Below are 21,470 nucleotides of genomic sequence, written 5' to 3' on the forward strand. Positions count from 1 at the left end.
GAATAATGCTATTATAGAAAAGTCCTATGTGAAAAAGTCAATATGTTTGGAGGGAAATACACAATGCGCGTGAATATTACATTAGCTTGCACTGAATGTGGAGACCGTAACTATATTTCTAAAAAAAATAAACGTAACAATCCAGACCGTCTTGAGCTTAAAAAATACTGCTCAAGAGAAAAACGCAGCACGACTCACCGTGAAACAAAGTAAGCAACAGGATTTTTCCTGTTGTTTTTTTTTGCATTTTTTTAATGTCTTCTCCCCATCTTTCCTTTAGTGAATATTTTCAGAATGCACTCGGCAATTTCCCATTTCGTATTTTCGTAAATGAACAAATATTATGAGATAATAATAGAATTAGACTAAAGGAGTCGGAAATGATGAGAGAAAACAAAAATAAGCTCCGCCAAGAAGTTAGGTCCCGTTTAATGGAGCTGACCAAAGAGGAACATAAAGAACTTTCGAACAGCATCGCTGAAAACTTATTTTCACTGGAGGAATGGAAAAAAGCTAAAACCATTGGGATCACCATCTCCATTCCGCCTGAAGTTCCAACGGTACGGATCATCGAACAAGCATGGAGTGAAGGAAAAGAAGTGGCAGTACCAAAATGTGATCCTGAAAAAAAGACAATGGAATTTAAAAAGATTTCGTCCTTCAATCAGCTGGAGTCTGTTTATTATGGATTGCTTGAACCAGTGGAAGAAACAGCCAAGGCCAGCAAAGAGGAATTGGATGTAATGATCGTCCCCGGTCTTGCTTTTACCAAAGAAGGGTATCGCCTGGGCTTTGGGGGCGGCTATTATGACCGTTTCCTCTCTCATTACCGAGGAGCTACATTGGCCCTTACATACGAGCTTCAATTAATGGATGATCTGCCGATAGAGGTTCATGATATAGCTGTCAGCAAACTCATCACCCCATCCAGGGTTTTACGCACGTACGCCCACTAGAAGAAGTTTATTAATTATCACTTTTTTGCTCATAAAAATCCTGTCCTGTATCACACTAATGATAGGAGGGATCGTTATGCTTCGATTAATTATTCAAATCTTCTTGGTTGGTTTAGTGGTTTATGCAGGTTATCAAAATCGGTACCGCTTGTTAAATGTTGTGCTGTCTAGCGGTATACTAAGAAGATTTCTAGTGACTAAATCCTTGGATATGCCAATGTTCAGGGATAAAATGATGCAAAGCATGTTCAGTCAGACCAAATGATGATGCCGGCATCTTAAAAGGAACCTGATCAGGGGTTCCTTTTTTATTTATAACCCAGAGGGAGAGAGGGGTTAAAACAGTCTCCTTTTTTACTTTTTTCATGATTTCGTCTATAGTTTTAATTATAGAAACAGGAATTTCAGAAGCTTAAGATTCATTGGAAAGTGGGGAAGGCATTGGGATTTAAAGAGGATTATTTGTTTTGGGAAACCATAAGGGAGTTGTCGGCCCATTATGATTATCGAATGATCACTGTCACGGAAAACCATCAGGAGATTTGGCTTGAGAGCGATAAGAATAAGGAGTTTCCAGTCATCAGACTCATTCGACATGATTTGGATTGGGCTAATTGGCTCAAGCGCGATATCGACCGAACATTGCAGAATGGGGAAAGGATCAGAAGGAAATTATACAAAAAGCCCATAGACATATTAAGTATCTATGTTAGTAAATTTGCCCCGGTCGATGATCATGACTTTAGTTTACAGGTGGCTTCCTTTAAAAAAACGAATGTTAACACGTTTATTCTAACTTGTGAATCATTTAATGATTCGTTGCAAAACCTTGAGCATGTATTGAAAAAACCACTTTCAATTCAAGTTCTTGAAGAAGATGAAATAGATGAGGAAAAGATTCTCGCAGTAAAGAAAGACGCAATCTCGGAGTCGGTCAAAAAGGCTAGGGCTGAGCAGAAGGTATTTCAAAATGCCAATAAGCCATTCTTTACATATATATTCATGGCGATACAAATAGCTGTGTTCATCTTGATGGAGTTCAATGGAGGCAGCACCAATTCCAAGACTTTGATTGAGTTTGGCGCTAAATTTTCTCCTTATATCATACAAGGGGAATGGTGGCGGTTCTTTACACCAATGATTGTCCATATTGGGTTTATTCATTTACTGATGAATACATTTTCATTGTATTTGATCGGTGCTGAAGTGGAAAGGATTTACGGTAATGCCAGGTTCCTTTTCATCTATATATTCGCTGGTTTCGCTGGAACTCTAGGCAGCTTCATCATGACCCCGAATCTTTCGGCAGGGGCGAGCGGGGCCATTTTTGGCTGTTTTGGGGCACTTCTGTACTTTGGCATCGTCTATCCGAAATTGTTCATGCGCTCGATGGGTTCATCGGTGATCGTGTTGATCATCATTAACTTAATATATGGTTTCACCGTTTCGGGAATTGACAATGCAGGGCATATCGGAGGTTTGATCGGAGGGTTCTTGGCTGCTGGAGTGGTCCATCTGCCAAAATCCAAGAATATCTTTCGGCAGCTGGCTTTTCTGATAGGGACGGCAATACTGACCTATGGCCTGCTTCAATTTGGTTTCAACCATCAGGACAGTGCAGCTATGGATGATAATACCATGGCCATGCTTGCCCAAAAGTATATTGATGATGAAGAAGAAGATAAAGCGGAAGAGATGTTATTCAAATATGTGGATGCAAACCCTGATGCACCACTATCGCTTTTTATGCTAGGGAATTTATCTTTTGAGAAAAAGGATATATATAAAGCGAGGGATTATTATGAAAAGGCGGTTGAAAGCAATCCGAATTTGCATGAAGCCCATTACAATCTTGCCTTAGTCTACATGAATCTCGAATCATTCGATCAAGCTAAGGAGCAAGCTGAAAAGGCTATTGAGCTTGCCCCGGATAATAAGTCATATACTAAACTGCTGCCAGAAATTGAAAAACGGCTATAACTTTTGACGTAGCATGATTGGGGTACCGTCTTTCAGTGTAAACAAGACAAGTATTTCACTTTGATTCTTAGCCAGGAGCAATTGGGGGATGGTGCTGCCCTGTGGACTCACAGTGGATCCATCCTCCTTTTTTATTCCTAACACATAATTTTTATAAAGCCCTTCCCACAGCTTTCCCACAATTTCTTCCCGTTTGAATTGGGGAAAGGCAGAAAGCCATTGGTTTTTTTTTGAGGGCAGGTCTGTCAATGAGATGATTTTGTACTGATCCAGATTAACTTGAAATGCTTGACCGGCTTTCTCCAAACCATTTCGAACCGTTTGATCGGTAAAGCCGTCCAGCGTTTTTTTCCACTGAATCTGTTCCTCTGAAAGGGGACGGTGGAAGTATTGAAAAGTTGGTGTAGTTACTGTATAAAGTTTTTCTTTACTCAGCTGCTGGGCACTGGTGAAAATTGTGTCGCTCGGATGAACCTCGGCATAATGAAAAGTTACCGCTTCATAACGCCCACTCTCGGTTTCTTTAGATTTCGCTTTTTGAGAGAGTTCTTGTTTATTTTGCCGCCAATTTTTTAACGCTCCTGCCAATTTTCCATTTTTGTATAAGAGCGATACATCCTGACGTAAGTAAGCAGGCTGGTCCAACGCAGAATTCACCTTCCAAGTGATTGTATAGGTGGAATTCCCGGTACCCTTCGGTGTCAGGTGGGTGGAAGCATGTTCAAAATGGAGCGAGGAATCGATGGGAAAAAAAATGATGGTTTCCTCTGTCTGTTCATTATTTGAAAAATAAAGGATGACAAAAATGGTAGTTAAGACTAAAAAGACGGTATACTTCAATTGTAGTTTCATTTTTCCCCTCCGTTTTTACGCATGATGAATGGTTTAAAAAAATATTAAGCAGTTTCAAATTTTCAAATCAAATCGAAAGAGTCCATATTGGGCGTTCACATTCTTGATATTTCATCATATGAATAGAGTTGGACATGTATGTGGAGGATGGGGAAAATTATCAAAAGTGGAAATGGACGCTTGTTACAATGAGGCTGATTCGATATACTTTCCTATAGAAAAGAGTAAAGAGGCTTACTATGAAAACATATTATGATCTTCAACAATACCTGAAAAGATTCGGCACATTTATTTACATTGGTGATCGATTAGCCGAGCTTGAACTGATGGAAGCTGAAATCAGGGAAATCCACCGTATGCAGATGATGGATACGAAAGATTATCAAATGGCGATCCTTTTAATTAGGCAGCAATTGTCTCTTGAAAGGGAAAAACAGAAAAAAAATTGATAAAAAAGGTGAGAATGATGGAAAAGTGGCTGATGGGTGTAGATTTAGGCGGTACAACTACCAAACTGGCTCTGATCAATTCATACGGAGAGATTATTCATAAATGGGAAATCAGCACGGATATCTCCGAAAAGGGCAAATTCATTACGATTAACATAGCCAAAGCGATTGATGCGAAGCTCGTGGAACTTAATGAACCAAAGAGTAAGATAGTAGGGATAGGAATGGGTGCCCCCGGCCCTGTGAAATTTGTTAACGGTTCCATATATGAAGCTGTCAATCTAGGTTGGAAAGACTATCCATTAAAAGATTTATTGGAGGTGGAGACATCTCTCCCTGCGGTGATCGATAATGATGCCAATATGGCAGCTTTGGGAGAAATGTGGAAAGGTGCCGGTAATGGTGCCAAAGACCTCGTTTGTGTAACTCTGGGAACGGGTGTAGGCGGAGGGATCATCCATAATGGGCAAATCGTCCATGGTACTAGTGGAGCTGCTGGTGAAGTGGGGCATATAACGGTCGTAACGGACGGCGGCGCACCATGCAATTGCGGCAAGACAGGTTGTTTGGAAACGGTTGCTTCAGCTACGGGAATCGTTCGTATGGCTTTAGAGGCCTTGAATACTGCCGATGAAAAGTCAATGCTTCAGCAGAAAGTCGACGAGGGAAATGTGGTTACTTCCAAATTGTTATTCCAATGCGCTGCAGCAGGCGATCCTTTGTCCAAAGCAGTGGTGGATAAGGTAGGCAATTACTTGGGGCTAGCACTATCACATGTTGGGAATGTCATGAATCCGGATAAAATCGTCATTGGTGGGGGCGTTTCACAAGCGGGAGACATTTTGCTCGATCCTGTCCGAGCTGCCTTTGGAAAGTATGCCTTTAAACGGGTTAGTAAATCAACGAAAATCAGCCTGGCAACACTAGGCAATGATGCAGGGGTTATTGGTGCAGCCTGGCTCATTAAAAGCCAATTGAATGGTTGATCCGTTGTTGTGCCCTTCTGGGGTGTGTAAATTATCGAATTTTCAAAAAGTTCCCCATTTGAAGGGGTGGGTGCATATTGCATAGCGGGGAGAACTATGACCCAAGTTTGAAGCGCTCTGGATCATAGCTCCATCGCTTCTTCGATGAGGAGGGACCAGGATTGAAAAGGGTCTTCAAAAAACAGGGATATTCATTGTTTTGGGTCGTATTAATATCACTTTGGCTTAAGACATACATTGCTTATAAAACAAGTTTTGAGATGGATATTGAAAATTGGATCCAGGAATTCATCCTTTTCATCAATCCGGTCAGTTTCCTTTTACTTACTCTTGGCGTGTATATATTTTTAAAAGAAAATAAACGGACGGCATACTTATTGATCATGAGTTTTTTCATCACCTTCGTCCTCTTTGCCAACCTTGTGTTTTTTCGCTTTTTTAATGACTTTTTAACGATTCCCGTTCTTTTTCAAACGAGCAATATGAACGACCTTGGAAGCAGTGTACATGAATTGATCAATCCGAGTGACCTTTTGTATTTTGCCGATATTCTGTTCCTGATGCTTCTGGTGAAATACAAACCGGAATCATTCCATGACCGTTCATACAATCCTCAGGACCGTAAATTCTTTGTGTTAATGGCTTTAGGAGTGACCTTCTTTAATTTAGCTTTAGCGGAAGCTGAGCGTCCTGAACTCCTGACGCGAACGTTTGACCGTGAAATCCTCGTCAAGAATATTGGTACGTACCATTATCACCTCTATGATGCAATATTACAGACGAAATCATCGGCCCAACGTGCCCTTGCGGATGGCAGTGAATTGTCGGAAATTGAAAATTATGTCCGTGCCAATCAAAAAGCGGTTAATGATGATCTATATGGTCTGGCAAAAGGAAAAAATGTGATTCTTGTTTCATTGGAATCGACTCAAAGCTTTGTCATCAATAAAACTGTGAACGGTGAAGAAATCACTCCTTTTCTGAACGAATTCATTAAAGATAGCTATTATTTCAATAACTTTTATCACCAAACTGGCCAGGGGAAAACATCCGATTCAGAATTCATTATTGAGAATTCCCTCTATCCTTTAGGCAGAGGTGCAGTATTTTTCACTCATGCCCAAAATGAATACAGAGCCACCCCTGAAATCTTAACGGAAAAAGGTTACTATACGGCTTCCTTGCATGCCAATAATAAAAGTTTTTGGAATCGTGACATAATGTACGATTCTCTTGGGTATCAGCAGTTTTATGATAGTGATGAATACAAAGTCTCTGAAAAGAATTCCGTCAATTGGGGTTTGAATGATAAATCGTTCTTCCGGCAATCAATTGCCCACCTGAAGGGGATGCCGGAGCCTTTTTATGCCAAGTTCATAACGTTAACCAATCATTTCCCATTCACTTTGAATGAAGAAGACCGGACATTGGAACCTTACGATTCGAGTTCCAAAACATTGAATCAGTATTTTCCGACCGTGCGCTATACTGACGAAGCATTGGAACGATTTATCGGTGATTTGAAACGTGAGGGGTTATATGACGATTCCATTATTGTATTATATGGCGATCATTATGGCATTTCGGAAAATCACAACTCTGCCATGGGCCAGTTCCTTGGGAAGGAAATCACGCCTTTCGAATCCATCCAGCTTCAGCGTGTCCCGCTCATCATACATGTCCCAGGGCAGAAGGGTAAAACGGTTTCCACCGTTTCCGGTCAGATTGATGTAAGGCCGACTCTCCTTCATTTATTGGGGATTGAAAATGATGATTATATCGAATTCGGCAAAGATCTATTTTCTGAAGAGAAAATAGAATTCACCGTTCTTCGTGATAGCAGTTTCATCACGAAGGATTATCTCTATACGATGGATACCTGTTATGATAAAAAGACCGGAGCGGCGACGGAAAAGGATCCATGTGAGAAGTACTTGGAAAAGGCGAAGCAGGAGCTTGATTACTCCGACAAAATCATATACGGGGATTTGCTCCGATTTTATGAGCGACGTTGAAAACCTGGAGCAATCCAGGTTTTTTTGTTTTTGTAAGGAGATTCAGGTCCATAAAAGGAGAACCTAGAATCAATTATGAAACATGGAGACTTCCTGAACATCTTTCTACCTTTCGTTTCATAAAGATTAAACAATGAAAGGGGCGGAGGCTGAATGAAAGTCGTGAGCAGAAACGGGGATAATTTGGCATATTACAGCCAAATGTTCCAAATTCCCCGAGTTTTGATTGAGGATGCAAATCCCGGTATTACTGACGGGGTTTTGCCAAATGGCATGGAAGTACAGATACCGGGGTACATTGTTCAGGAAGAGTCCCGGTTAGATATCGATTTTGCCGAAATCGCTTTACTATATCACCTGCCCATCGATGGGATATTATTATTGAATCAAGTAGAACAAAAAACGATTTCCGTACCCGTCCAAATTATGAATCCCATGCTTGTCACCGAAAAACCCTATGATTATCAATCACTTCTTAACGATCTTGATATTCTATCTTTTCATTACCCCTTTATTAAAGTTGAATCGATCGGAAAGAGTGTATTGGGAAAAGACCTCCTTGAGGTAAGAATCGGTCAAGGTGAAAAAATCATACATTATAACGGTTCATTCCATGCAAATGAATGGATCACTTCGGCGGTCTTGATGAAGTGGCTGAATGATTTTCTGCTGGCAGTAACGAATGATCGTACATTATGCGGTATGGATTGTATGCCCTTCTATAGGGATACTACAATTTCGATGGTTCCAATGGTTAATCCGGATGGAGTAGAGCTAGTCCTAAAGGGGGAGGAGGCGGCAGAGGGGAAAGTCGATGTTTTGAAAATGAATAATGGAAATCCTGCCTTTTATGCTTGGAAAGCCAATATCCGCGGTGTCGACCTGAATAATCAATATCCGGCCAATTGGGAGATTGAAAAGCAAAGAAAGATTCCAAAAGCCCCTGCCCCGAGGGATTTTCCAGGCGAGACCGCATTATCGGAACCAGAAGCATTGGCCATGAAGGAGCTGGCAAAAAGACGGAATTTTGAAAGAGTGTTAGCACTTCACACACAAGGAAAAGAATTTTATTGGGGATATGAAGGACATGAACCTGAACAGGCTGCGAATGTTGCGAGGGAGTTTGAGAAACGGAGCGGATATCAGGCTGTACAATATGTTGACAGCCATGCTGGGTATAAAGATTGGTTCATTCAGGAATTCAAACGCTGCGGATTCACAATTGAGCTGGGAAAGGGCATCAATCCACTTCCCCTATCCCATTTGCCTGGTATATATGAAGATTCCGTTAAGATTTTGATGGCTGGCTTGTATATGTGATGCCATTAATCCGAGGAATATACTTCCAAAAAAATATAAGGTAATTATTCGCCACATTTTCTCTTTTTTACTTTATAATGAAAGTCGTAAGGGTTCGATTGGTTAATCCTTACTCTCTTTCTAATGTCTCGCTCACATATGCCAGGCGTTTTTAGTTATGAAGTGGGAGGTGTGTGGAGATTAAAGTATCCAAAGCAGCACTTTGTATGCGGCTTTCCATTTGTAAGATGTTGTGTTTCATCCCATTATTTATCTCCACTATCCTTCTTATCTCGGCTTGTGAGCCTTCCAAGGACCTTAGTAAACCCGTAAATGATTCGGAAAAAGAACACTCCCAATCTACCAAGGAAACTTCAGTGAGCAAATTAAAGGTCCCGACTGCAGAAACGGAAAAAATCGAAGCCATTTTTGGATGGCTGGATTCTAAAACCATTTTATATTCTGTGAAGCGGGATGGTCATGAATTATCCCAGTTGATGTCATGGAATTTGGAAACGAATGACACTTCCGTTTTCTATCAGCCGGCTTTTGCGTTTTCTGAAGTATCCATCAGTCCGTCTGGTACGCATATTTTGTTATCGTCCTTCACCTCTTCGGGTAAAGCATCAATCACAATACTCGATAAAACGGGAAATCCACTGTATTCCGTGGCGATCCCAGCCTATGAATTAGCTTATGAGTGGAATTCATATCAAGATGGCATGTTGTTTTTATCGAGTTTTTATGAAGATTGGACATACAGCAGTTATGTATTGAATCCAGGTGATCAAACAATGGAAACACTGGACTTTCCACAGCCCTTTGCTCAATGGGCAAGTGAAAAAGAATTGATGTTTCTCGATTGGGATAAGCAAGAACCTGCTTTGACGGCTCCCCTAGAAAGAAAAGCGCTGAATGATGCTGGAGCGGAAAGCCTTATGCTCGATGTCATTCACTTTAAAAAAATGAAACAAGCGCTGATGACAATTCAAGTGGAGACAGAAAAACAAGATCGGGGTACATATGCATTTTATGATCGAACAAACAAACCGATCCACTCTTTTTCCGTGCCACTATTGAAAAGCTTTTCAGATTGGGTGATTCCATCCTATGATTTCATTGAAAAAAACAAGGAATTCATAACGTTTATTCCTAATGAATCAAAAGATGCGGACCAATATAAGGGAAGGTTTACCTTAACTAAATTAAATTGGGAAAAAGGCACACAAGAAGAATTGATGAAGGACATGGAAAATGAACCATTAAGCTGTTCGCTTGATGGCAACCTCTGCTTATATGGATATCAATTTGAGAAAATCATTGATATGAAAACCCATCAAATACAAAGATTGTTCAAACAAACATAATGACCTAAAACAAAAGCTCGCCGGATGGCGAGCTTTTTTCTTTAATGGGCAACAGGAAAACCACTGTTGATGACAGTCATGACAGTGAACCAGCCAAACACGACTGCACTGCCGGCTGCAAAAAGGAATCCTAAGAAGTTTCTCTTTTTTAATGAGGTAAACACAGCTGCAACTCCTAAGATGGCCACAAGTCCGAAAACAACCATTAATATCATATCAAAACCCCCTTTTTTGTAATGAATACCTAATCTCTAATAATATACCCAGAGAATAAAGCAACTACCAAAAATATGTAGAAAAGATTGCATTTGTTAATATCTTAATATTTTTTCAATTATTTGTCGAGGTTTAAAAGGTGACACTTATATGACTTGAGTAAACTGAATTAACATTAGCAGCTTTAATTGGTGTAAGATGAAGATAGAAAATCATATAGGAGTTGATGAAAATGAAATGGACACAAATACCTCTAGGCCCGCTGCAAACGAATTGTTATGTAGTTTCCGATGGACAGGATTGCGTCATTTTCGATCCGGGTGAAGAGCCTCAAAAAATCATACAGTACATACAGACAAAAAAATTGAAGCCATTGGCGATTTTATTGACACATGCACATTTTGACCATATCGGTGCTCTTGATGCTATTCGCGATTATTATGAGATACCTGCATATATTCACGAAAAAGAGGCCAAGTGGCTACTTGATCCCGCATTGAATGGTTCCCAAAAGTGGTTCCCTGAAAATCCAATGCGCATGAAGCCAGCCGATCACATCCTCGCAAATGAGCAAGAACTTACTATTGGAGGATTCACTTTCGAAGTATTCGAAACCCCTGGACACTCACCAGGGAGCGTGTCGTATTATGTGAAGGAGGAACGTCTTCTATTTTCAGGGGACGTATTGTTCCAGGGAAGCGTTGGCAGAACCGATTTAATAGGCGGAAGCGAAGCAGTGCTGTTAAAAAGCATTGAAACGAAGCTGCTGACACTTTCTGATGATGCTATCGTTTTTCCAGGTCATGGGCCAGTCACGACCATTTTAGATGAAAAGAATACCAATCCCTTTTTAAGATAATGACTATTGCAGGTGCCATATGGCACCTGTTTTATTTTACGTTCTTTGTAATGTAAAAATATTGAAATCGGTCATCTCCCGAACTATACTGAATATAAAAAATGTTTTGTCTCTCACCGTGATCGGGGAATGGAGGGGATGAAAAGGGAGGCCCAAGAAATTTACGGGACTTCCTGGGAGTGGATGACTTTCCTGATTCCTGCTCTGAAATAAGATGCTTATTTTAATGTTGGTTTTAGGGAGAACATTCCTTTTTTTCGATTAAAGTTATCAAGGTGCATCTTTTATGAACTGTGTCAAAAAAGTGAACATTCTGTGAACTTTAAAATACAGTTTTTTGCATGTTGGTCGATAAAAAAACTTATTCATGAAATAGAACCTATTTTTATTAAAGATAAAGGAAGGTTTAATTTTCCAATTGATGAAAGAGCGTGGAGACGGAGGCATTGTGTTGAAAAATCACTTGAAGGAATTGATTGCAAGCAGCCCCCAAAGGAGAATTTCCTATCATGACTATATGGATGCTGTTTTATATACACCTAATATAGGCTACTATGTGCGCGAAAAAGAAAAGATTGGCTCAAGAGGGGATTTTTATACGTCTGGTAATGTAGGGGATGCATTTGGGAGGTCACTTGCCAGATGGTTCGTTTATTTAATAAAAATGTGCGGAGTTTCACCAAGAATCATCGAAGTCGGTGCTGGGGATGGTAAGCTGGCTTATGACATCCTCGTTTTCATAAAAGAAATGGAACCGCTTATATGGGACTCCCTGACTTATATTCTGGTCGATGGCAGTCCGTATCATAGAAAGATCCAGCAAGAACGTGTAGGGATGTTCAAACAGGCAGTTTCTGTTGCCAGTTTAGAAAAATGGACGAAAGTAAATGGAATCGTCTTTTCAAATGAACTTTTCGACGCGTTGCCTGTACATGTCATTGAAAAGTATAAGGGAGCGCTTGTAGAGGTATTCGTTGCTGAAAAGGAAGGCGATTTGGTAGAAGTGAGGGAACCTTTGGTCAACCCTGGCATTCTATCTTACCTTACAGAACGAAACATCACATTAAATGAAAGACAACGATACGAAGTTCCGCTTAAAATGGTCCAGGAATATGAGAATATCATTTCCCATATCGATTCGGGCATGCTCCTTACAATTGATTATGGTTATACCGAACGGGAATGGAAGGAGCCAACCCACCTTCAAGGGAGCTTGAGGGGCTATTATCAGCATGAAATGATCAAAGATCCACTTATGTATCCTGGTGATATGGATTTGACGACACATATCCATTTTGACACATTAATCGAAATCGGAAAAAGAAAGGGTTTTTCCAATCAGAGGCTTTTTCTTCAAAATGAATTCCTGATTAAAGCTGGGATACTTGAGGAATTGAAGGACCACCAAGGAACGGATCCATTCTCCAAAACGGCAAAGCGTAATCGTGCAATTCGGGGGCTAATCGTTCCAGGGGGATTTAGTGAACATTTCAGAGTGTTGCTTCAATCGAAGAATTTAGCTGAAGATGCAAAGATCCTCCCTGAATGAGGACAAGTAAAAACCCATGAATTAAAATTCATGGGTTATGTAATATTGCTTGTTCTTAATGCGCAGTACCCGGAGTCATCATAAATACGCTCCAGTAGGAAAATCCTACAAAGAAAACGGTAAGATAGGCGCCGAAAACATAAATATACATGCGCTCAGATAATTTCAAATAACTTAAAAGTACGAAAAAGCCGGTTTGTGCAAAGAAAAGTAATGACGTTTGATGCATATGGCCAAGATAAAAGAAAATTGCCATAATTCCTGTCCAAAATCCACATACTCTGAACATGCGTTCCATCCGAATCCCTCCTTATGTCTAGTCGTGTACATTCTAAATAATTATAAATGAGATTGTAAGGTAATGTAAAGGATGCCTTTTGTTTCTATGTGAGAACCGAAGCCTGATAAGAGCATGTTGCGCAATTAGACATCATATTTTCTAATTCCACAATATGTACATTTTCAAACAAGGCTTCGAACATACCTTTTAAAAATGAATTGTGCATGGAACAGATCGCTCCTGGTTCTAATTCAGTAACTTCCTTAAACGGGCAATTGTAGATACTGAAGTAGATTTTATTTTCTTCTTCGCTAGCTTGTATTTCAGGCGACAAGCCTGCAATGGTAGCCGCATTTTTAAGCATGTTGACTTTTTCCGCAAAAGCGATTTGATCGATCGGTGTTGAGTTCATGGATAGTTGCTGATTGATCAATTCCTCTCCGAATACTTTTCCCGTTTCATAAAGAGCCTGTTTTCCTGGTTCCCCTAATGTCATAATCGTCTGGATTGCAATCTTTGAAAGGAGCTGGTAGTTCCTATATGGAAAATTAAGCTGAATGACTTTATCAGACAATCGATAAAGTCTGCTAGGGCGACCGCCTTTCCCAGTTTTACGGGCATCAGAGGTCAACATATCGATATCTTCCAGTTTTGACAAATGTAGACGGGCCACATTGGGATGGATTTTAAAAGAATCGGCGATTTGCTGAACCGATACATCTCCATGGCTTTTCACTATATGTTGATATATATAATATCTGGTGGGATCTGCTAACACGTTTGTTATTCTTAACGTTTGTTCCATTTTACCCTCCTCATGTTCCATAGTTTAACTATGTTCATTATAATGCAGGAAGAAAAAAATGGAATAATAGAAATGGCAAACTCCCCTTAGTTTAAAAAAAGTTCACAATTCAAACGGTTTTATAAGGTAAAATAATATACAAAAATTGTACAAATGTTATACAATCATTATATGGGTGATTATATATACAAAATGTGAACGGGGAGTGATAAGTATGCAACAGTTAACATTCTTTTCGTACCCAAGTTGTACATCTTGCCGAAAAACAAAAAAATGGTTAAAGGCCAATCATGTTTCCTTCGATGAGCGACATTTATTCAGGGAAACTCCAACAGTAGCAGAGTTAAAAAGAATTCTTGAATTGACAACGGAAGGACTTGATGAAGTCTTGGCAACCAGAAGTGAAGCTTACAAAGGCTTACATATTAATATTGACGAAATGATGCTTTCTGATGTCATCCAATTATTAACAAAAGAACCGAAGTTATTAAGAAGGCCCATCCTTATCAACGGGGAAAAACTGGTGATTGGTCATAATGAGGACGCATTAAGAAATTTGGTATCACACAGGATTAATTTGAAAATGAGCATGTAAGTCGATTCTCGAAGTTTCCTTTCGGGGATTTTTTTTATTCATAAGCAGGAATTTGTCGTGGATTGTCGAATTCATACAACAAGAAACATAGGAGGTGATGAATGAATTGATATCGATTGAAAAGACCGCAGAAAAAATACTTACCCGTGCCATAAAGTTATCAGCATCGGATATCCACATTTTTTTTCGCAGGGAGGGGCCTCTCATCCAATTCAGGATAGACAATAAACTCGTTCCCCAGGAAACATTATCATTCTTTGAAGCTGAAAGGCTGATAGCCCATTTGAAGTTCCTTGCCGCAATGGACATAGGGGAGAAAAGGAGACCCCAGAGTGGTGCCATCACCATCAATTTGGCTAATCAAGTGGTTGGACTCCGCCTTTCCACTCTACCCACTTCCTATCTCGAAAGTTTGGTCATCCGCTTAATACCCCAACAGAATATCCTTCCTCTAGAACAGTTATCCTTATTTCCAAACACCGTTCAAAAATTGATTGCACTTTTGAAGCATTCCCATGGCATGCTCATATTTACCGGTCCGACCGGCAGTGGGAAAACCACGACACTATATTCCCTGCTTCATCATGCCCATGAGATGATCAATCGAAATATCATAACGCTTGAAGATCCCATTGAAAATGTATCTGAAAAGGTACTGCAAGTCCAAATCAATGAAAAGGCGGGCATTACTTATTCTGTCGGTCTTAAAGCTGTGCTAAGGCATGATCCCGACGTGATCATGGTAGGGGAAGTCAGGGATGCCGAAACGGCCAAAATCGCTGTGCGTGCAGCTCTAACCGGCCATTTGATACTTACAACCATGCATACAAGGGATGCACAGGGTGCTATCTCCAGGTTACTTGAATTTGGTGTCAGCTTGCTTGAGATTGAACAGAGTTTGATTGGCGTGACAGCACAGCGGCTGGTTGAATTGAGGTGTCTTCCATGTAATGGGGACTGTGCTTTTGCTTGCCAAATGACTGCCAGGAATAAAAGGGCAAGTGTGTATGAATTGCTTTATGGAAAAAGCCTGGCCGAGGTTCTCCGGATGATGGGGGATGAAAAAGGAAAGGCAACGGCCAGCTACCGCCTATTGAAGGATGAAATAGGAAAAGCTGTTGCGATGGGCTATGTGGATTCGCAGGAATATGAACGGCTTGTATACCATGAAGCTAAAAACTAAATGGAAGTTAAAAGAACAGGCGGTCTTTATTTCGAAGCTAGGTGAATTATTACATCATGGTTATCCCTTGGCGGAAGCTTTACATTTTCTCGAATTTCAGGAATCAAAGAATAAAGCGGAAGACTTCACTCTGGCCATAAAGGAATTAAGGAACGGTTACCCGTTGCATCAAGTGCTTACCCATCTTAATTTTCATCCGCAGCTTGTAAGTTATATATTTTATGGAGAGCAATACGGCGACCTGGATCGGGCATTGAAAGAGGGAGGGCGATATTGGAAGAAAAGAACGGAGGATATGGATAAAGTAAAAAAGTTAATGGTGTATCCCGTATTCTTAATCTTTTTTGTAAGCATCGTTTTTTACATTCTTCAGAGTGTTCTCCTTCCTAAATTCCAGACCATCTATTTCACGATGGATGTTGAACAGAATACAATCTTGAAATTACTGTCAGCTTCTACATTCATTCTTCCGGCTCTCCCCTTCATTTTTCTCGTATCGCTCCTATTCTTGTTTGTACTCAAACGATTTTGGTTTAACGGATTATGCCCATTACGGCAGCGGAGGATTTTGATGGGAATTCCGATATTAGGAACCTTCATCAAGTTATACGAAACTTATTTTTTTGCAAGCCAATTCAGTGGCTTACTTTCCGGAGGGTTATCGATTAACGACAGCATCAAATTATTCTCTATAAATCAGCAGCAGCCTTTTTACCAAAAACTATGCTCGATCATTAAGGATGACCTTATCGAGGGCAGATCGCTTGAAATGATCTTTCGTGAACTCCCCTATTTTGATGGGAATTTACCGGTGGTCGTTGCAAATGGTCAAAGATATGGCAGACTTGATGCGGAGCTACTTCATTACAGTCGTTTTTTACTGGAGAAAATTGAAGAGAGAATGAATGCAGTCTTGAAAATCATTCAGCCCCTTATGTTTTTACTGATAGGTATTGTGATCGTGTCCATTTATTTAGCGGTTTTGCTGCCGATGTTCTCTCTGCTCGAAGGTATATAGAATTTGATTTTTGCATTCTGGAGGTGAAATTGCTCTGAAACCATCTAATCCATCTGGTATTCAGATGGTTTCAGGAGCAGGATGATATGATGAAGAAAGTGATGAATGAACGAGGTTTTACACTAATTGAGATGCTCATTGTTTTACTTGTAATATCCATTCTTTTGATTATTACAATACCCAATATCACAAAGAACCAATCGACAATCCAGTCTAAAGGGTGTGAAGCATTCGTGAAAATGGCTCAAGCACAGGTTCAGGCATATGAGATCGACAATGCTAAACTGCCCGTAAGTATCAGTGAATTGGAAAGCCAAGGCTATCTCAAACAGACATCCTGTCCTAATGGGGATGATATTAGTTTGGATAGCAAAGGAAAGATAACGGTCGTTGAGTAGGAGAAAAGTGAATGCACGGCGCTCCAATGGCGGGTATACCCTGTCTGAAACCCTTATAGTCCTCGTTATTTTTGTACTCCTGATTTCCATCAGTCCAAATTTATATCCAAGCTTCACTAAAGGAATGGAAAATAGGCTATTCATTTCCCGGTTCCATGAAGATCTTTTCCATGCACAGCAGTATGCCATCAGTCATGAGAGCCTGATTTACCTCCAGATTGATAATAACAAAAAGGTTTATACCATTTTGTCTTATAAGGAGGGAATCGTTCTAGAGAGAAGCATACCAAAGGATATACAGTTTTTAAATGGCACATTAGGGTTCAGCTTTCATTTTAATCAGTTTGGAAATGCTTCAAAAGCAGGAACGATGATCATTGACACTTCAAAAGGACAGTATAAATTGGTCCTCAATATAGGTAAAGGGAGGTTCAGGATTGAGAAATTGTAAAGGTTACGTCTACCTTGAGCTGATGGCCGCATTTTCCGTTTGTATTTTCTTGATCCTTTCCATTTTACCGATTATTGACGAGTTAATCACGCATCGGAAAGATATCGTCATCAGGACAGAAGCCCACCATTTATTATATGAAAGATTGACGGCTTTCATGGATGGGGAGATACAAGCAATTGGACAGGAAATCATCAACAAAAAAAAATCCTATGAATTGATTTGGAAGGATCATGGGGATTTCCCGGGGATGATTGAAGGGTGTGTACGTTATGAAAATGAATCGGGTAAATTTGAAACCATTTGTGATGCTGCGAAAAGATGATGGTTTTACGATGATAGAATTGCTTTTTTCTTTAATGATCTTAATGACGACGTCCCTTTTTGTCCTACAGCTTTTTTCAATCATTCACACCCAGATGAGATCCATTGATAAATTGCATCCTAAAGAGTGGGAGGTCTTTACCATGCAAATGAAGCAGGAGGTCCGGAGTTCCAAAGTTCAGGATGTAATGGGAAATAAATTATATTTGCTTTCAGGTGAACAATTATCATCCATTGAACAATATGAAGATAAGGTCCGAAGGAGAGTGAATGGTAAGGGGCATGAGGTCATCTTGCAGAACATTTCGGAATTCCAGGTTGAGAAGGATGGAAGTGTCATTGTTCTAAATATAACGGATAAAGCAGGGACTACTTTCAGTCGAAGATTTCATCCTTTCTTAAGACATGTGACGAAAGTCGATGAATAATCAAAAAGGAGTCGTTTTCCCGATGGTCATGATTGTAGCGAGTGTTTTCATCATGTTCACGATATTAATGATCGATCAGTTTATCATCGATAAAATGTTTTATAAAGAAGTGGAAGAATCGCTTGTGGCCGATCATCTTGTCCACCTTGCCGTTAAGGATGTGACGTCAGAGTGGGGGGAAGAGGTCCCGGAAATCATCCAGGGGGAAATTTTATACCCCAATGGTACGGTGCGATATTCCTTAATGGAGGAAGACGGTCCTTACGTCTATATAGAATTTTCATCGACGACTAAAAATGACCGAAGGGGTAGGGTCATCATTCAATACGATACAGAAGCGGGGCGAGTGATACAATGGATAGAAAAGCAGGCTGTGTAATACGTAAAATACACAGTCTTTTATAAAGGTTCAATCATGTTCAAGCGATAGATTCGCGTGTTTAGGGAACAAGTGAAGGAATAAAACAAGCGTAAACCGGGCATACTTTGTTTAGGGTGATTTTTATATGTCTACAAACGCTTATATTAAATATCTGACGCAACAGCTTGTCGAATATTTTAATCTGACCAAAAAAGAACGAAAAGAAAAGCGACGTCATAGAAAAGAGGATAAAAACCATGGTATGTCCCATTGGTTTGGCATTGTCCCTTTTGCTTTGTCGATGTTCTTAAGGAAAAATATCAAGAAATAGAACAGATGTCCTTAAATTAGGACATCTGTTTTTTTATTAAGGATCCTATCCCAACGCCCTATCTGAAAGGTAAAATAAACCTCCATTGATGATGGATATTCGGATGTTCGGTTCATATTGTGCTTTTAAGGCTTCTTTTTCGGTAAAATAGCTCTCACTTTTTTCGTCCATATCCTTGTAAAAATGCTCCAATAAATTCAAGTCATTCTGCCAGCGAAGCATTGCTTCTTCCGCCCAAGAATGGTCATCATCCTCGAAACTGGTTCTGATGTATGTATCCAGTCTTGCCAATCCACTCTTGGGCATGATGAGCGGTGAAAGCGTAAAGGAATAATCCGGAATTTTTGGGGTGACCTTAACCGGTAAAACCCGATGGTGAAAGCTTTCCATGATCTCGCCTGAGATTAAATTCAATCCGATGGACATAAATGTATCTTTTTTACGATCGCATTGATAGGATATTTTCACATTAAGGGTTAGCCAAGGAAACAATGGATTATTCCCGCCTTTTGATGGAGGAGTATCCTCAAAAAGTCTAGTATACCCTGCCAGATTTTTTGTTGATTGAATAATTTGATGAAGGCGAGGGGAGCCAAAATGAATCATTTCTCCCTTTAAATCGGGTGGAGCATGTTCTGGGTCGGTAATGAAAGTCATCTGGGCTGGGTTCGGAATGCCACCGGTTTTTTCTAGATAGTGCCAATAAAAGGGTCTGTTCATTAATTCTTTATCCATTTCAATTGTCAGTTGAACGGTAAGGTGGGTGGGTGTATTATCCAGTATTTCACAATCATTGGCTTTAAAGTAAGTTAATAAAAAATCATGAATTTCCCGTTGCTGCATGAACCTCACCTTCCTTCATGGATTGAGCGAATTGAATTAACGATGAGAAATTATCCATCTTGATTTTCATTTCGCCCTCTGTTTTGGACTCGCCGACTACATCAATTAAGTATTCTTCAATGTTGTTAATTTCCAGTTTGGTTAGAATATCATCCAGTTCACCAATTACTTTTTCAAATAAATTAATTTTTTCGTATAGTAACTTCAGAATATGTTCTTCAACTGTATTTTTCGTGGCAAAGTTATAAATCATGACATCTTCTTCCTGACCAAGCCGGTGAATCCGCCCAATTCTTTGCTCGAGTCTCATGGGGTTCCATGGTAGGTCAAAATTAATCAAGTGATGGCAAAACTGAAGGTTTATCCCTTCCCCGCCCGCTTCGGTTGCGATTAATACCTGTATTTTCTTTTGGAATAATTCGCGCATCCAGTCTTTCTTTCCACGCTTAAATCCGCCTCGGAAAGGGACTGAAGAAATCCCATTCTGTTGCAGGTACCATTGCAGATAAAGCTGGGTCGCTCGGTATTCGGTAAAGATAATCACTTTGTCATCAATTTTCTTGATCAGTTCCAAAGCTTTTTCAGCTTTGGAGTTCTGAACCGTTTCGTTCACTTTAGAAAATAAATCATCAAGCTTTGCCAAAAAGTCAGGGGAAGGCTGGTCGTATTTTGCTTTCATATTTTTTAAAGTATAAAAGACTGCCTCCCTGCTGCTGCAGGCTTCCCTTTGGAGAGTGAGAGCTGAAAAAGCGCTTCCTTTTGTTCCATCCGAAATAGGCTTGAATTTGGAAACGGCATCGTACAATGCCTGCTCGGTTGGAGAAAATTCAATTGTGATGGTTTCCACATGCCTTTTTGTCCATTCAATACCAGTATCGGCCCGCCGGTTTCGTATCATAACAGTGTTGACCAGTTCCTTTAGGTGTTCATCTTCAATTATGTTCCGGCCTTTCCCTTTATATTTTTCCGAAAAGAGTGAGGCATTTCCCAAGTGGCCTGGTTTCAATAACGAAACGAGGTGGAAAATTTCCTCGACTTTATTTTGAATGGGAGTAGCTGTCAGGAGTAAACAAAATTTCTTTTTCAGATTTTGGACGAATTCATAGTTCTTCGTCTTATTATTTTTAAGTTTATGAGCTTCGTCAATAATGATGAAGTCATATTCCTGATTGAAAATGATATCACGATGTGGATCGCGTTTCGCTGTATCAATGGATGAAATGACCACATCACAGGAGTCCCAAACATAACTTTTTCTCTGAACGACTGCCGGAATATGAAACTTGGTATTCAATTCAAAAGCCCATTGTGTGACAAGTGAGGCCGGTACAAGGATCAATACTTTTTTTACAAGGCCTCTAATCATATATTCTTTTAGGATCAAGCCGGCTTCAATTGTTTTTCCGAGCCCTACCTCATCAGCTAAAATGGCCTTTCCATTCATCTTTTCCACCACTTGCTTTGCTGCTTCCAATTGGTGGGGAAGCGGGGTTAACTGCGGAAGGTGCTTGGGCGCCTGTAATCCCTCAAAATCAGGGATGATGAGATTTTCCTCCATTTGAACCGCCAACTTATAAAGCTCCCAATTTCCCCATGGACCGTCATTTTCCATCTTTTGCAGAAACTCGTCATTCCATTCAGAATTGAAGGATATATTGATTTTCATAGAAATAACTCCCTCTTAAATCATAATTTCCTTAATAAAAGGTCAAAACCCGAACATTTCATATGTGAAGTAAGAAAAATATTTCTCTTCAAAAGATATTGCAGAGATAAGTTTCTTAGGGTAGGATATAAGTATATTTAGAAAATTCCAATTTCCAAACGCTGTAAAGAATCTTTGTATTTCAGTTTTGCAGTTCGCGTTTTCTTAGTATGCGCTACAGGCTCCTATTTTATCCAAGATACTGAAGGAGATCATTCAA

The 21,470-nt window shown here is 40.0% G+C and carries 26 protein-coding genes; 20 read left to right on the top strand and 6 right to left on the bottom strand.

Going from position 1 to position 21,470, the window contains the following annotated elements; genetic code table 11:
* Nucleotides 1-63: 63 nt before the first annotated feature.
* The 4 genes from rpmG to QUF86_RS14805 all read left to right on the top strand — a co-directional run bounded on the left by rpmG (nucleotide 64) and on the right by QUF86_RS14805 (nucleotide 2,936).
* On the top strand, nucleotides 64-213 hold the full coding sequence (gene rpmG, locus QUF86_RS14790; RefSeq protein ID WP_028391797.1) for a 50S ribosomal protein L33: 150 nt from the start codon (nucleotides 64-66) through the stop codon (nucleotides 211-213).
* Between the two features lie 170 nt (nucleotides 214-383).
* Nucleotides 384-956: a 5-formyltetrahydrofolate cyclo-ligase gene (locus tag QUF86_RS14795; RefSeq protein WP_289334738.1), complete on the top strand. Its 573-nt coding sequence runs from the start codon at nucleotides 384-386 to the stop codon at nucleotides 954-956.
* A gap of 76 nt (nucleotides 957-1,032) precedes the next feature.
* On the top strand, nucleotides 1,033-1,221 hold the full coding sequence (locus tag QUF86_RS14800; RefSeq protein ID WP_289315666.1) for a hypothetical protein: 189 nt from the start codon (nucleotides 1,033-1,035) through the stop codon (nucleotides 1,219-1,221).
* A 176-nt stretch (nucleotides 1,222-1,397) separates the two neighbouring features.
* Complete coding sequence (locus QUF86_RS14805) at nucleotides 1,398-2,936, top strand: rhomboid family intramembrane serine protease (RefSeq protein ID WP_289334739.1); 1,539 nt, start codon at nucleotides 1,398-1,400, stop codon at nucleotides 2,934-2,936.
* Here QUF86_RS14805 and QUF86_RS14810 read toward each other — a convergent pair.
* On the bottom strand, nucleotides 2,931-3,788 hold the full coding sequence (locus tag QUF86_RS14810) for a hypothetical protein (RefSeq protein ID WP_289334741.1): 858 nt from the start codon (nucleotides 3,786-3,788) through the stop codon (nucleotides 2,931-2,933). The genes QUF86_RS14805 and QUF86_RS14810 overlap by 6 nt on opposite strands.
* 239 nt (nucleotides 3,789-4,027) lie before the next feature.
* Between QUF86_RS14810 and QUF86_RS14815 the strand changes: the two genes are divergently transcribed.
* The 5 genes from QUF86_RS14815 to QUF86_RS14835 all read left to right on the top strand — a co-directional run bounded on the left by QUF86_RS14815 (nucleotide 4,028) and on the right by QUF86_RS14835 (nucleotide 9,904).
* Nucleotides 4,028-4,237 carry a YqgQ family protein gene (locus QUF86_RS14815; protein WP_076365307.1) on the top strand — a complete coding sequence of 70 codons (210 nt, stop codon included), beginning with the start codon at nucleotides 4,028-4,030 and terminating at the stop codon, nucleotides 4,235-4,237.
* Nucleotides 4,238-4,251: 14 nt separating this feature from the next.
* Nucleotides 4,252-5,223, top strand: a complete 972-nt coding sequence (locus tag QUF86_RS14820; RefSeq protein WP_289334742.1) for an ROK family glucokinase — start codon at nucleotides 4,252-4,254, stop codon at nucleotides 5,221-5,223.
* 161 nt (nucleotides 5,224-5,384) lie between these two features.
* On the top strand, nucleotides 5,385-7,238 hold the full coding sequence (locus tag QUF86_RS14825) for an LTA synthase family protein (RefSeq protein WP_289334743.1): 1,854 nt from the start codon (nucleotides 5,385-5,387) through the stop codon (nucleotides 7,236-7,238).
* 153 nt (nucleotides 7,239-7,391) lie between these two features.
* Nucleotides 7,392-8,558 (top strand): M14 family metallopeptidase, encoded by a 1,167-nt coding sequence (locus QUF86_RS14830; RefSeq protein ID WP_289334744.1) that lies wholly within the window; start codon nucleotides 7,392-7,394, stop codon nucleotides 8,556-8,558.
* A 356-nt stretch (nucleotides 8,559-8,914) separates the two neighbouring features.
* The gene (locus QUF86_RS14835; RefSeq protein ID WP_289334746.1) at nucleotides 8,915-9,904 is read left to right on the top strand and encodes a YqgU-like beta propeller domain-containing protein; all 990 of its coding nucleotides are present in this window, start codon (nucleotides 8,915-8,917) and stop codon (nucleotides 9,902-9,904) included.
* Nucleotides 9,905-9,945: 41 nt separating this feature from the next.
* On the opposite strand, the gene QUF86_RS14840 is transcribed toward QUF86_RS14835, so the two are convergent.
* Nucleotides 9,946-10,119 (bottom strand): DUF2759 domain-containing protein, encoded by a 174-nt coding sequence (locus QUF86_RS14840; RefSeq protein ID WP_289315672.1) that lies wholly within the window; start codon nucleotides 10,117-10,119, stop codon nucleotides 9,946-9,948.
* A 233-nt stretch (nucleotides 10,120-10,352) separates the two neighbouring features.
* Here QUF86_RS14840 and QUF86_RS14845 point away from each other — a divergent pair, with 233 nt between their 5' ends.
* The gene (locus QUF86_RS14845) at nucleotides 10,353-10,979 is read left to right on the top strand and encodes an MBL fold metallo-hydrolase (RefSeq protein ID WP_289315673.1); all 627 of its coding nucleotides are present in this window, start codon (nucleotides 10,353-10,355) and stop codon (nucleotides 10,977-10,979) included.
* 451 nt (nucleotides 10,980-11,430) lie between these two features.
* Nucleotides 11,431-12,528 (top strand): class I SAM-dependent methyltransferase, encoded by a 1,098-nt coding sequence (locus QUF86_RS14850; RefSeq protein ID WP_289334748.1) that lies wholly within the window; start codon nucleotides 11,431-11,433, stop codon nucleotides 12,526-12,528.
* Nucleotides 12,529-12,583: 55 nt separating this feature from the next.
* Here the strand turns inward: QUF86_RS14850 and QUF86_RS14855 are convergent, their stop codons facing one another.
* Both QUF86_RS14855 and QUF86_RS14860 read right to left on the bottom strand, forming a co-directional pair.
* A complete protein-coding gene (locus QUF86_RS14855; RefSeq protein ID WP_289315675.1) occupies nucleotides 12,584-12,826 on the bottom strand; it encodes a DUF2626 domain-containing protein in 243 nt (80 codons plus the stop codon).
* Nucleotides 12,827-12,911: 85 nt separating this feature from the next.
* Nucleotides 12,912-13,613: a helix-turn-helix transcriptional regulator gene (locus QUF86_RS14860; RefSeq protein ID WP_289334749.1), complete on the bottom strand. Its 702-nt coding sequence runs from the start codon at nucleotides 13,611-13,613 to the stop codon at nucleotides 12,912-12,914.
* 214 nt (nucleotides 13,614-13,827) lie between these two features.
* On the opposite strand from QUF86_RS14860, the gene QUF86_RS14865 reads away from it, so the two are divergent.
* The 9 genes from QUF86_RS14865 to QUF86_RS14905 all read left to right on the top strand — a co-directional run bounded on the left by QUF86_RS14865 (nucleotide 13,828) and on the right by QUF86_RS14905 (nucleotide 18,702).
* Nucleotides 13,828-14,208, top strand: a complete 381-nt coding sequence (locus QUF86_RS14865; RefSeq protein ID WP_289315677.1) for a Spx/MgsR family RNA polymerase-binding regulatory protein — start codon at nucleotides 13,828-13,830, stop codon at nucleotides 14,206-14,208.
* Nucleotides 14,209-14,314: 106 nt separating this feature from the next.
* Nucleotides 14,315-15,391, top strand: a complete 1,077-nt coding sequence (gene comGA / locus QUF86_RS14870; protein ID WP_289336233.1) for a competence type IV pilus ATPase ComGA — start codon at nucleotides 14,315-14,317, stop codon at nucleotides 15,389-15,391.
* The gene (gene comGB, locus QUF86_RS14875; protein WP_289334751.1) at nucleotides 15,357-16,409 is read left to right on the top strand and encodes a competence type IV pilus assembly protein ComGB; all 1,053 of its coding nucleotides are present in this window, start codon (nucleotides 15,357-15,359) and stop codon (nucleotides 16,407-16,409) included. The genes comGA and comGB overlap by 35 nt, the downstream gene beginning before the upstream one ends.
* 89 nt (nucleotides 16,410-16,498) lie before the next feature.
* On the top strand, nucleotides 16,499-16,807 hold the full coding sequence (comGC, locus tag QUF86_RS14880) for a competence type IV pilus major pilin ComGC (RefSeq protein ID WP_289336234.1): 309 nt from the start codon (nucleotides 16,499-16,501) through the stop codon (nucleotides 16,805-16,807).
* The gene (gene comGD, locus QUF86_RS14885) at nucleotides 16,800-17,258 is read left to right on the top strand and encodes a competence type IV pilus minor pilin ComGD (RefSeq protein WP_289315679.1); all 459 of its coding nucleotides are present in this window, start codon (nucleotides 16,800-16,802) and stop codon (nucleotides 17,256-17,258) included. Before comGC ends, comGD begins: the two co-directional genes overlap by 8 nt.
* Entirely contained in the window at nucleotides 17,245-17,583 is a 339-nt protein-coding gene (locus QUF86_RS14890; RefSeq protein ID WP_289325722.1) for a hypothetical protein, read from the top strand. Before comGD ends, QUF86_RS14890 begins: the two co-directional genes overlap by 14 nt.
* The gene (gene comGF, locus QUF86_RS14895) at nucleotides 17,531-18,010 is read left to right on the top strand and encodes a competence type IV pilus minor pilin ComGF (RefSeq protein WP_289334753.1); all 480 of its coding nucleotides are present in this window, start codon (nucleotides 17,531-17,533) and stop codon (nucleotides 18,008-18,010) included. Before QUF86_RS14890 ends, comGF begins: the two co-directional genes overlap by 53 nt.
* On the top strand, nucleotides 18,003-18,389 hold the full coding sequence (comGG, locus tag QUF86_RS14900) for a competence type IV pilus minor pilin ComGG (protein WP_289315682.1): 387 nt from the start codon (nucleotides 18,003-18,005) through the stop codon (nucleotides 18,387-18,389). The genes comGF and comGG overlap by 8 nt, the downstream gene beginning before the upstream one ends.
* A 127-nt stretch (nucleotides 18,390-18,516) precedes the next feature.
* On the top strand, nucleotides 18,517-18,702 hold the full coding sequence (locus QUF86_RS14905; RefSeq protein ID WP_289315683.1) for a YqzE family protein: 186 nt from the start codon (nucleotides 18,517-18,519) through the stop codon (nucleotides 18,700-18,702).
* 45 nt (nucleotides 18,703-18,747) lie between these two features.
* On the opposite strand, the gene QUF86_RS14910 is transcribed toward QUF86_RS14905, so the two are convergent.
* On the bottom strand, nucleotides 18,748-19,545 hold the full coding sequence (locus QUF86_RS14910) for a YqhG family protein (RefSeq protein ID WP_289325719.1): 798 nt from the start codon (nucleotides 19,543-19,545) through the stop codon (nucleotides 18,748-18,750).
* The gene (locus tag QUF86_RS14915) at nucleotides 19,523-21,211 is read right to left on the bottom strand and encodes a DEAD/DEAH box helicase (protein ID WP_289334754.1); all 1,689 of its coding nucleotides are present in this window, start codon (nucleotides 21,209-21,211) and stop codon (nucleotides 19,523-19,525) included. The genes QUF86_RS14910 and QUF86_RS14915 overlap by 23 nt, the downstream gene beginning before the upstream one ends.
* Nucleotides 21,212-21,470: the final 259 nt, after the last annotated feature.

Source organism: Peribacillus sp. NJ11, from assembly GCF_030348405.1.
Lineage (GTDB): Bacteria > Bacillota > Bacilli > Bacillales > DSM-1321 > Peribacillus.

What these genes read in the sequence shown, in the direction of transcription:
- QUF86_RS14915 (WP_289334754.1), bottom strand. Translation starts at nt 21,211, where the DNA reads ATGAAAATCAATATATCCTTCAATTCTGAATGGAATGACGAGTTTCTG.
- QUF86_RS14840 (WP_289315672.1), bottom strand. Translation starts at nt 10,119, where the DNA reads ATGATATTAATGGTTGTTTTCGGACTTGTGGCCATCTTAGGAGTTGCA.
- QUF86_RS14910 (WP_289325719.1), bottom strand. Translation starts at nt 19,545, where the DNA reads ATGCAGCAACGGGAAATTCATGATTTTTTATTAACTTACTTTAAAGCC.
- QUF86_RS14905 (WP_289315683.1), top strand. Translation starts at nt 18,517, where the DNA reads ATGTCTACAAACGCTTATATTAAATATCTGACGCAACAGCTTGTCGAA.
- QUF86_RS14815 (WP_076365307.1), top strand. Translation starts at nt 4,028, where the DNA reads ATGAAAACATATTATGATCTTCAACAATACCTGAAAAGATTCGGCACA.
- QUF86_RS14795 (WP_289334738.1), top strand. Translation starts at nt 384, where the DNA reads ATGAGAGAAAACAAAAATAAGCTCCGCCAAGAAGTTAGGTCCCGTTTA.
- comGB (WP_289334751.1), top strand. Translation starts at nt 15,357, where the DNA reads ATGAACGGCTTGTATACCATGAAGCTAAAAACTAAATGGAAGTTAAAA.
- QUF86_RS14860 (WP_289334749.1), bottom strand. Translation starts at nt 13,613, where the DNA reads ATGGAACAAACGTTAAGAATAACAAACGTGTTAGCAGATCCCACCAGA.
- comGC (WP_289336234.1), top strand. Translation starts at nt 16,499, where the DNA reads ATGAAGAAAGTGATGAATGAACGAGGTTTTACACTAATTGAGATGCTC.
- QUF86_RS14820 (WP_289334742.1), top strand. Translation starts at nt 4,252, where the DNA reads ATGATGGAAAAGTGGCTGATGGGTGTAGATTTAGGCGGTACAACTACC.
- QUF86_RS14845 (WP_289315673.1), top strand. Translation starts at nt 10,353, where the DNA reads ATGAAATGGACACAAATACCTCTAGGCCCGCTGCAAACGAATTGTTAT.
- QUF86_RS14855 (WP_289315675.1), bottom strand. Translation starts at nt 12,826, where the DNA reads ATGGAACGCATGTTCAGAGTATGTGGATTTTGGACAGGAATTATGGCA.
- comGF (WP_289334753.1), top strand. Translation starts at nt 17,531, where the DNA reads ATGAAAATGAATCGGGTAAATTTGAAACCATTTGTGATGCTGCGAAAA.
- QUF86_RS14865 (WP_289315677.1), top strand. Translation starts at nt 13,828, where the DNA reads ATGCAACAGTTAACATTCTTTTCGTACCCAAGTTGTACATCTTGCCGA.
- comGG (WP_289315682.1), top strand. Translation starts at nt 18,003, where the DNA reads ATGAATAATCAAAAAGGAGTCGTTTTCCCGATGGTCATGATTGTAGCG.
- QUF86_RS14830 (WP_289334744.1), top strand. Translation starts at nt 7,392, where the DNA reads ATGAAAGTCGTGAGCAGAAACGGGGATAATTTGGCATATTACAGCCAA.
- QUF86_RS14810 (WP_289334741.1), bottom strand. Translation starts at nt 3,788, where the DNA reads ATGAAACTACAATTGAAGTATACCGTCTTTTTAGTCTTAACTACCATT.
- rpmG (WP_028391797.1), top strand. Translation starts at nt 64, where the DNA reads ATGCGCGTGAATATTACATTAGCTTGCACTGAATGTGGAGACCGTAAC.
- QUF86_RS14800 (WP_289315666.1), top strand. Translation starts at nt 1,033, where the DNA reads ATGCTTCGATTAATTATTCAAATCTTCTTGGTTGGTTTAGTGGTTTAT.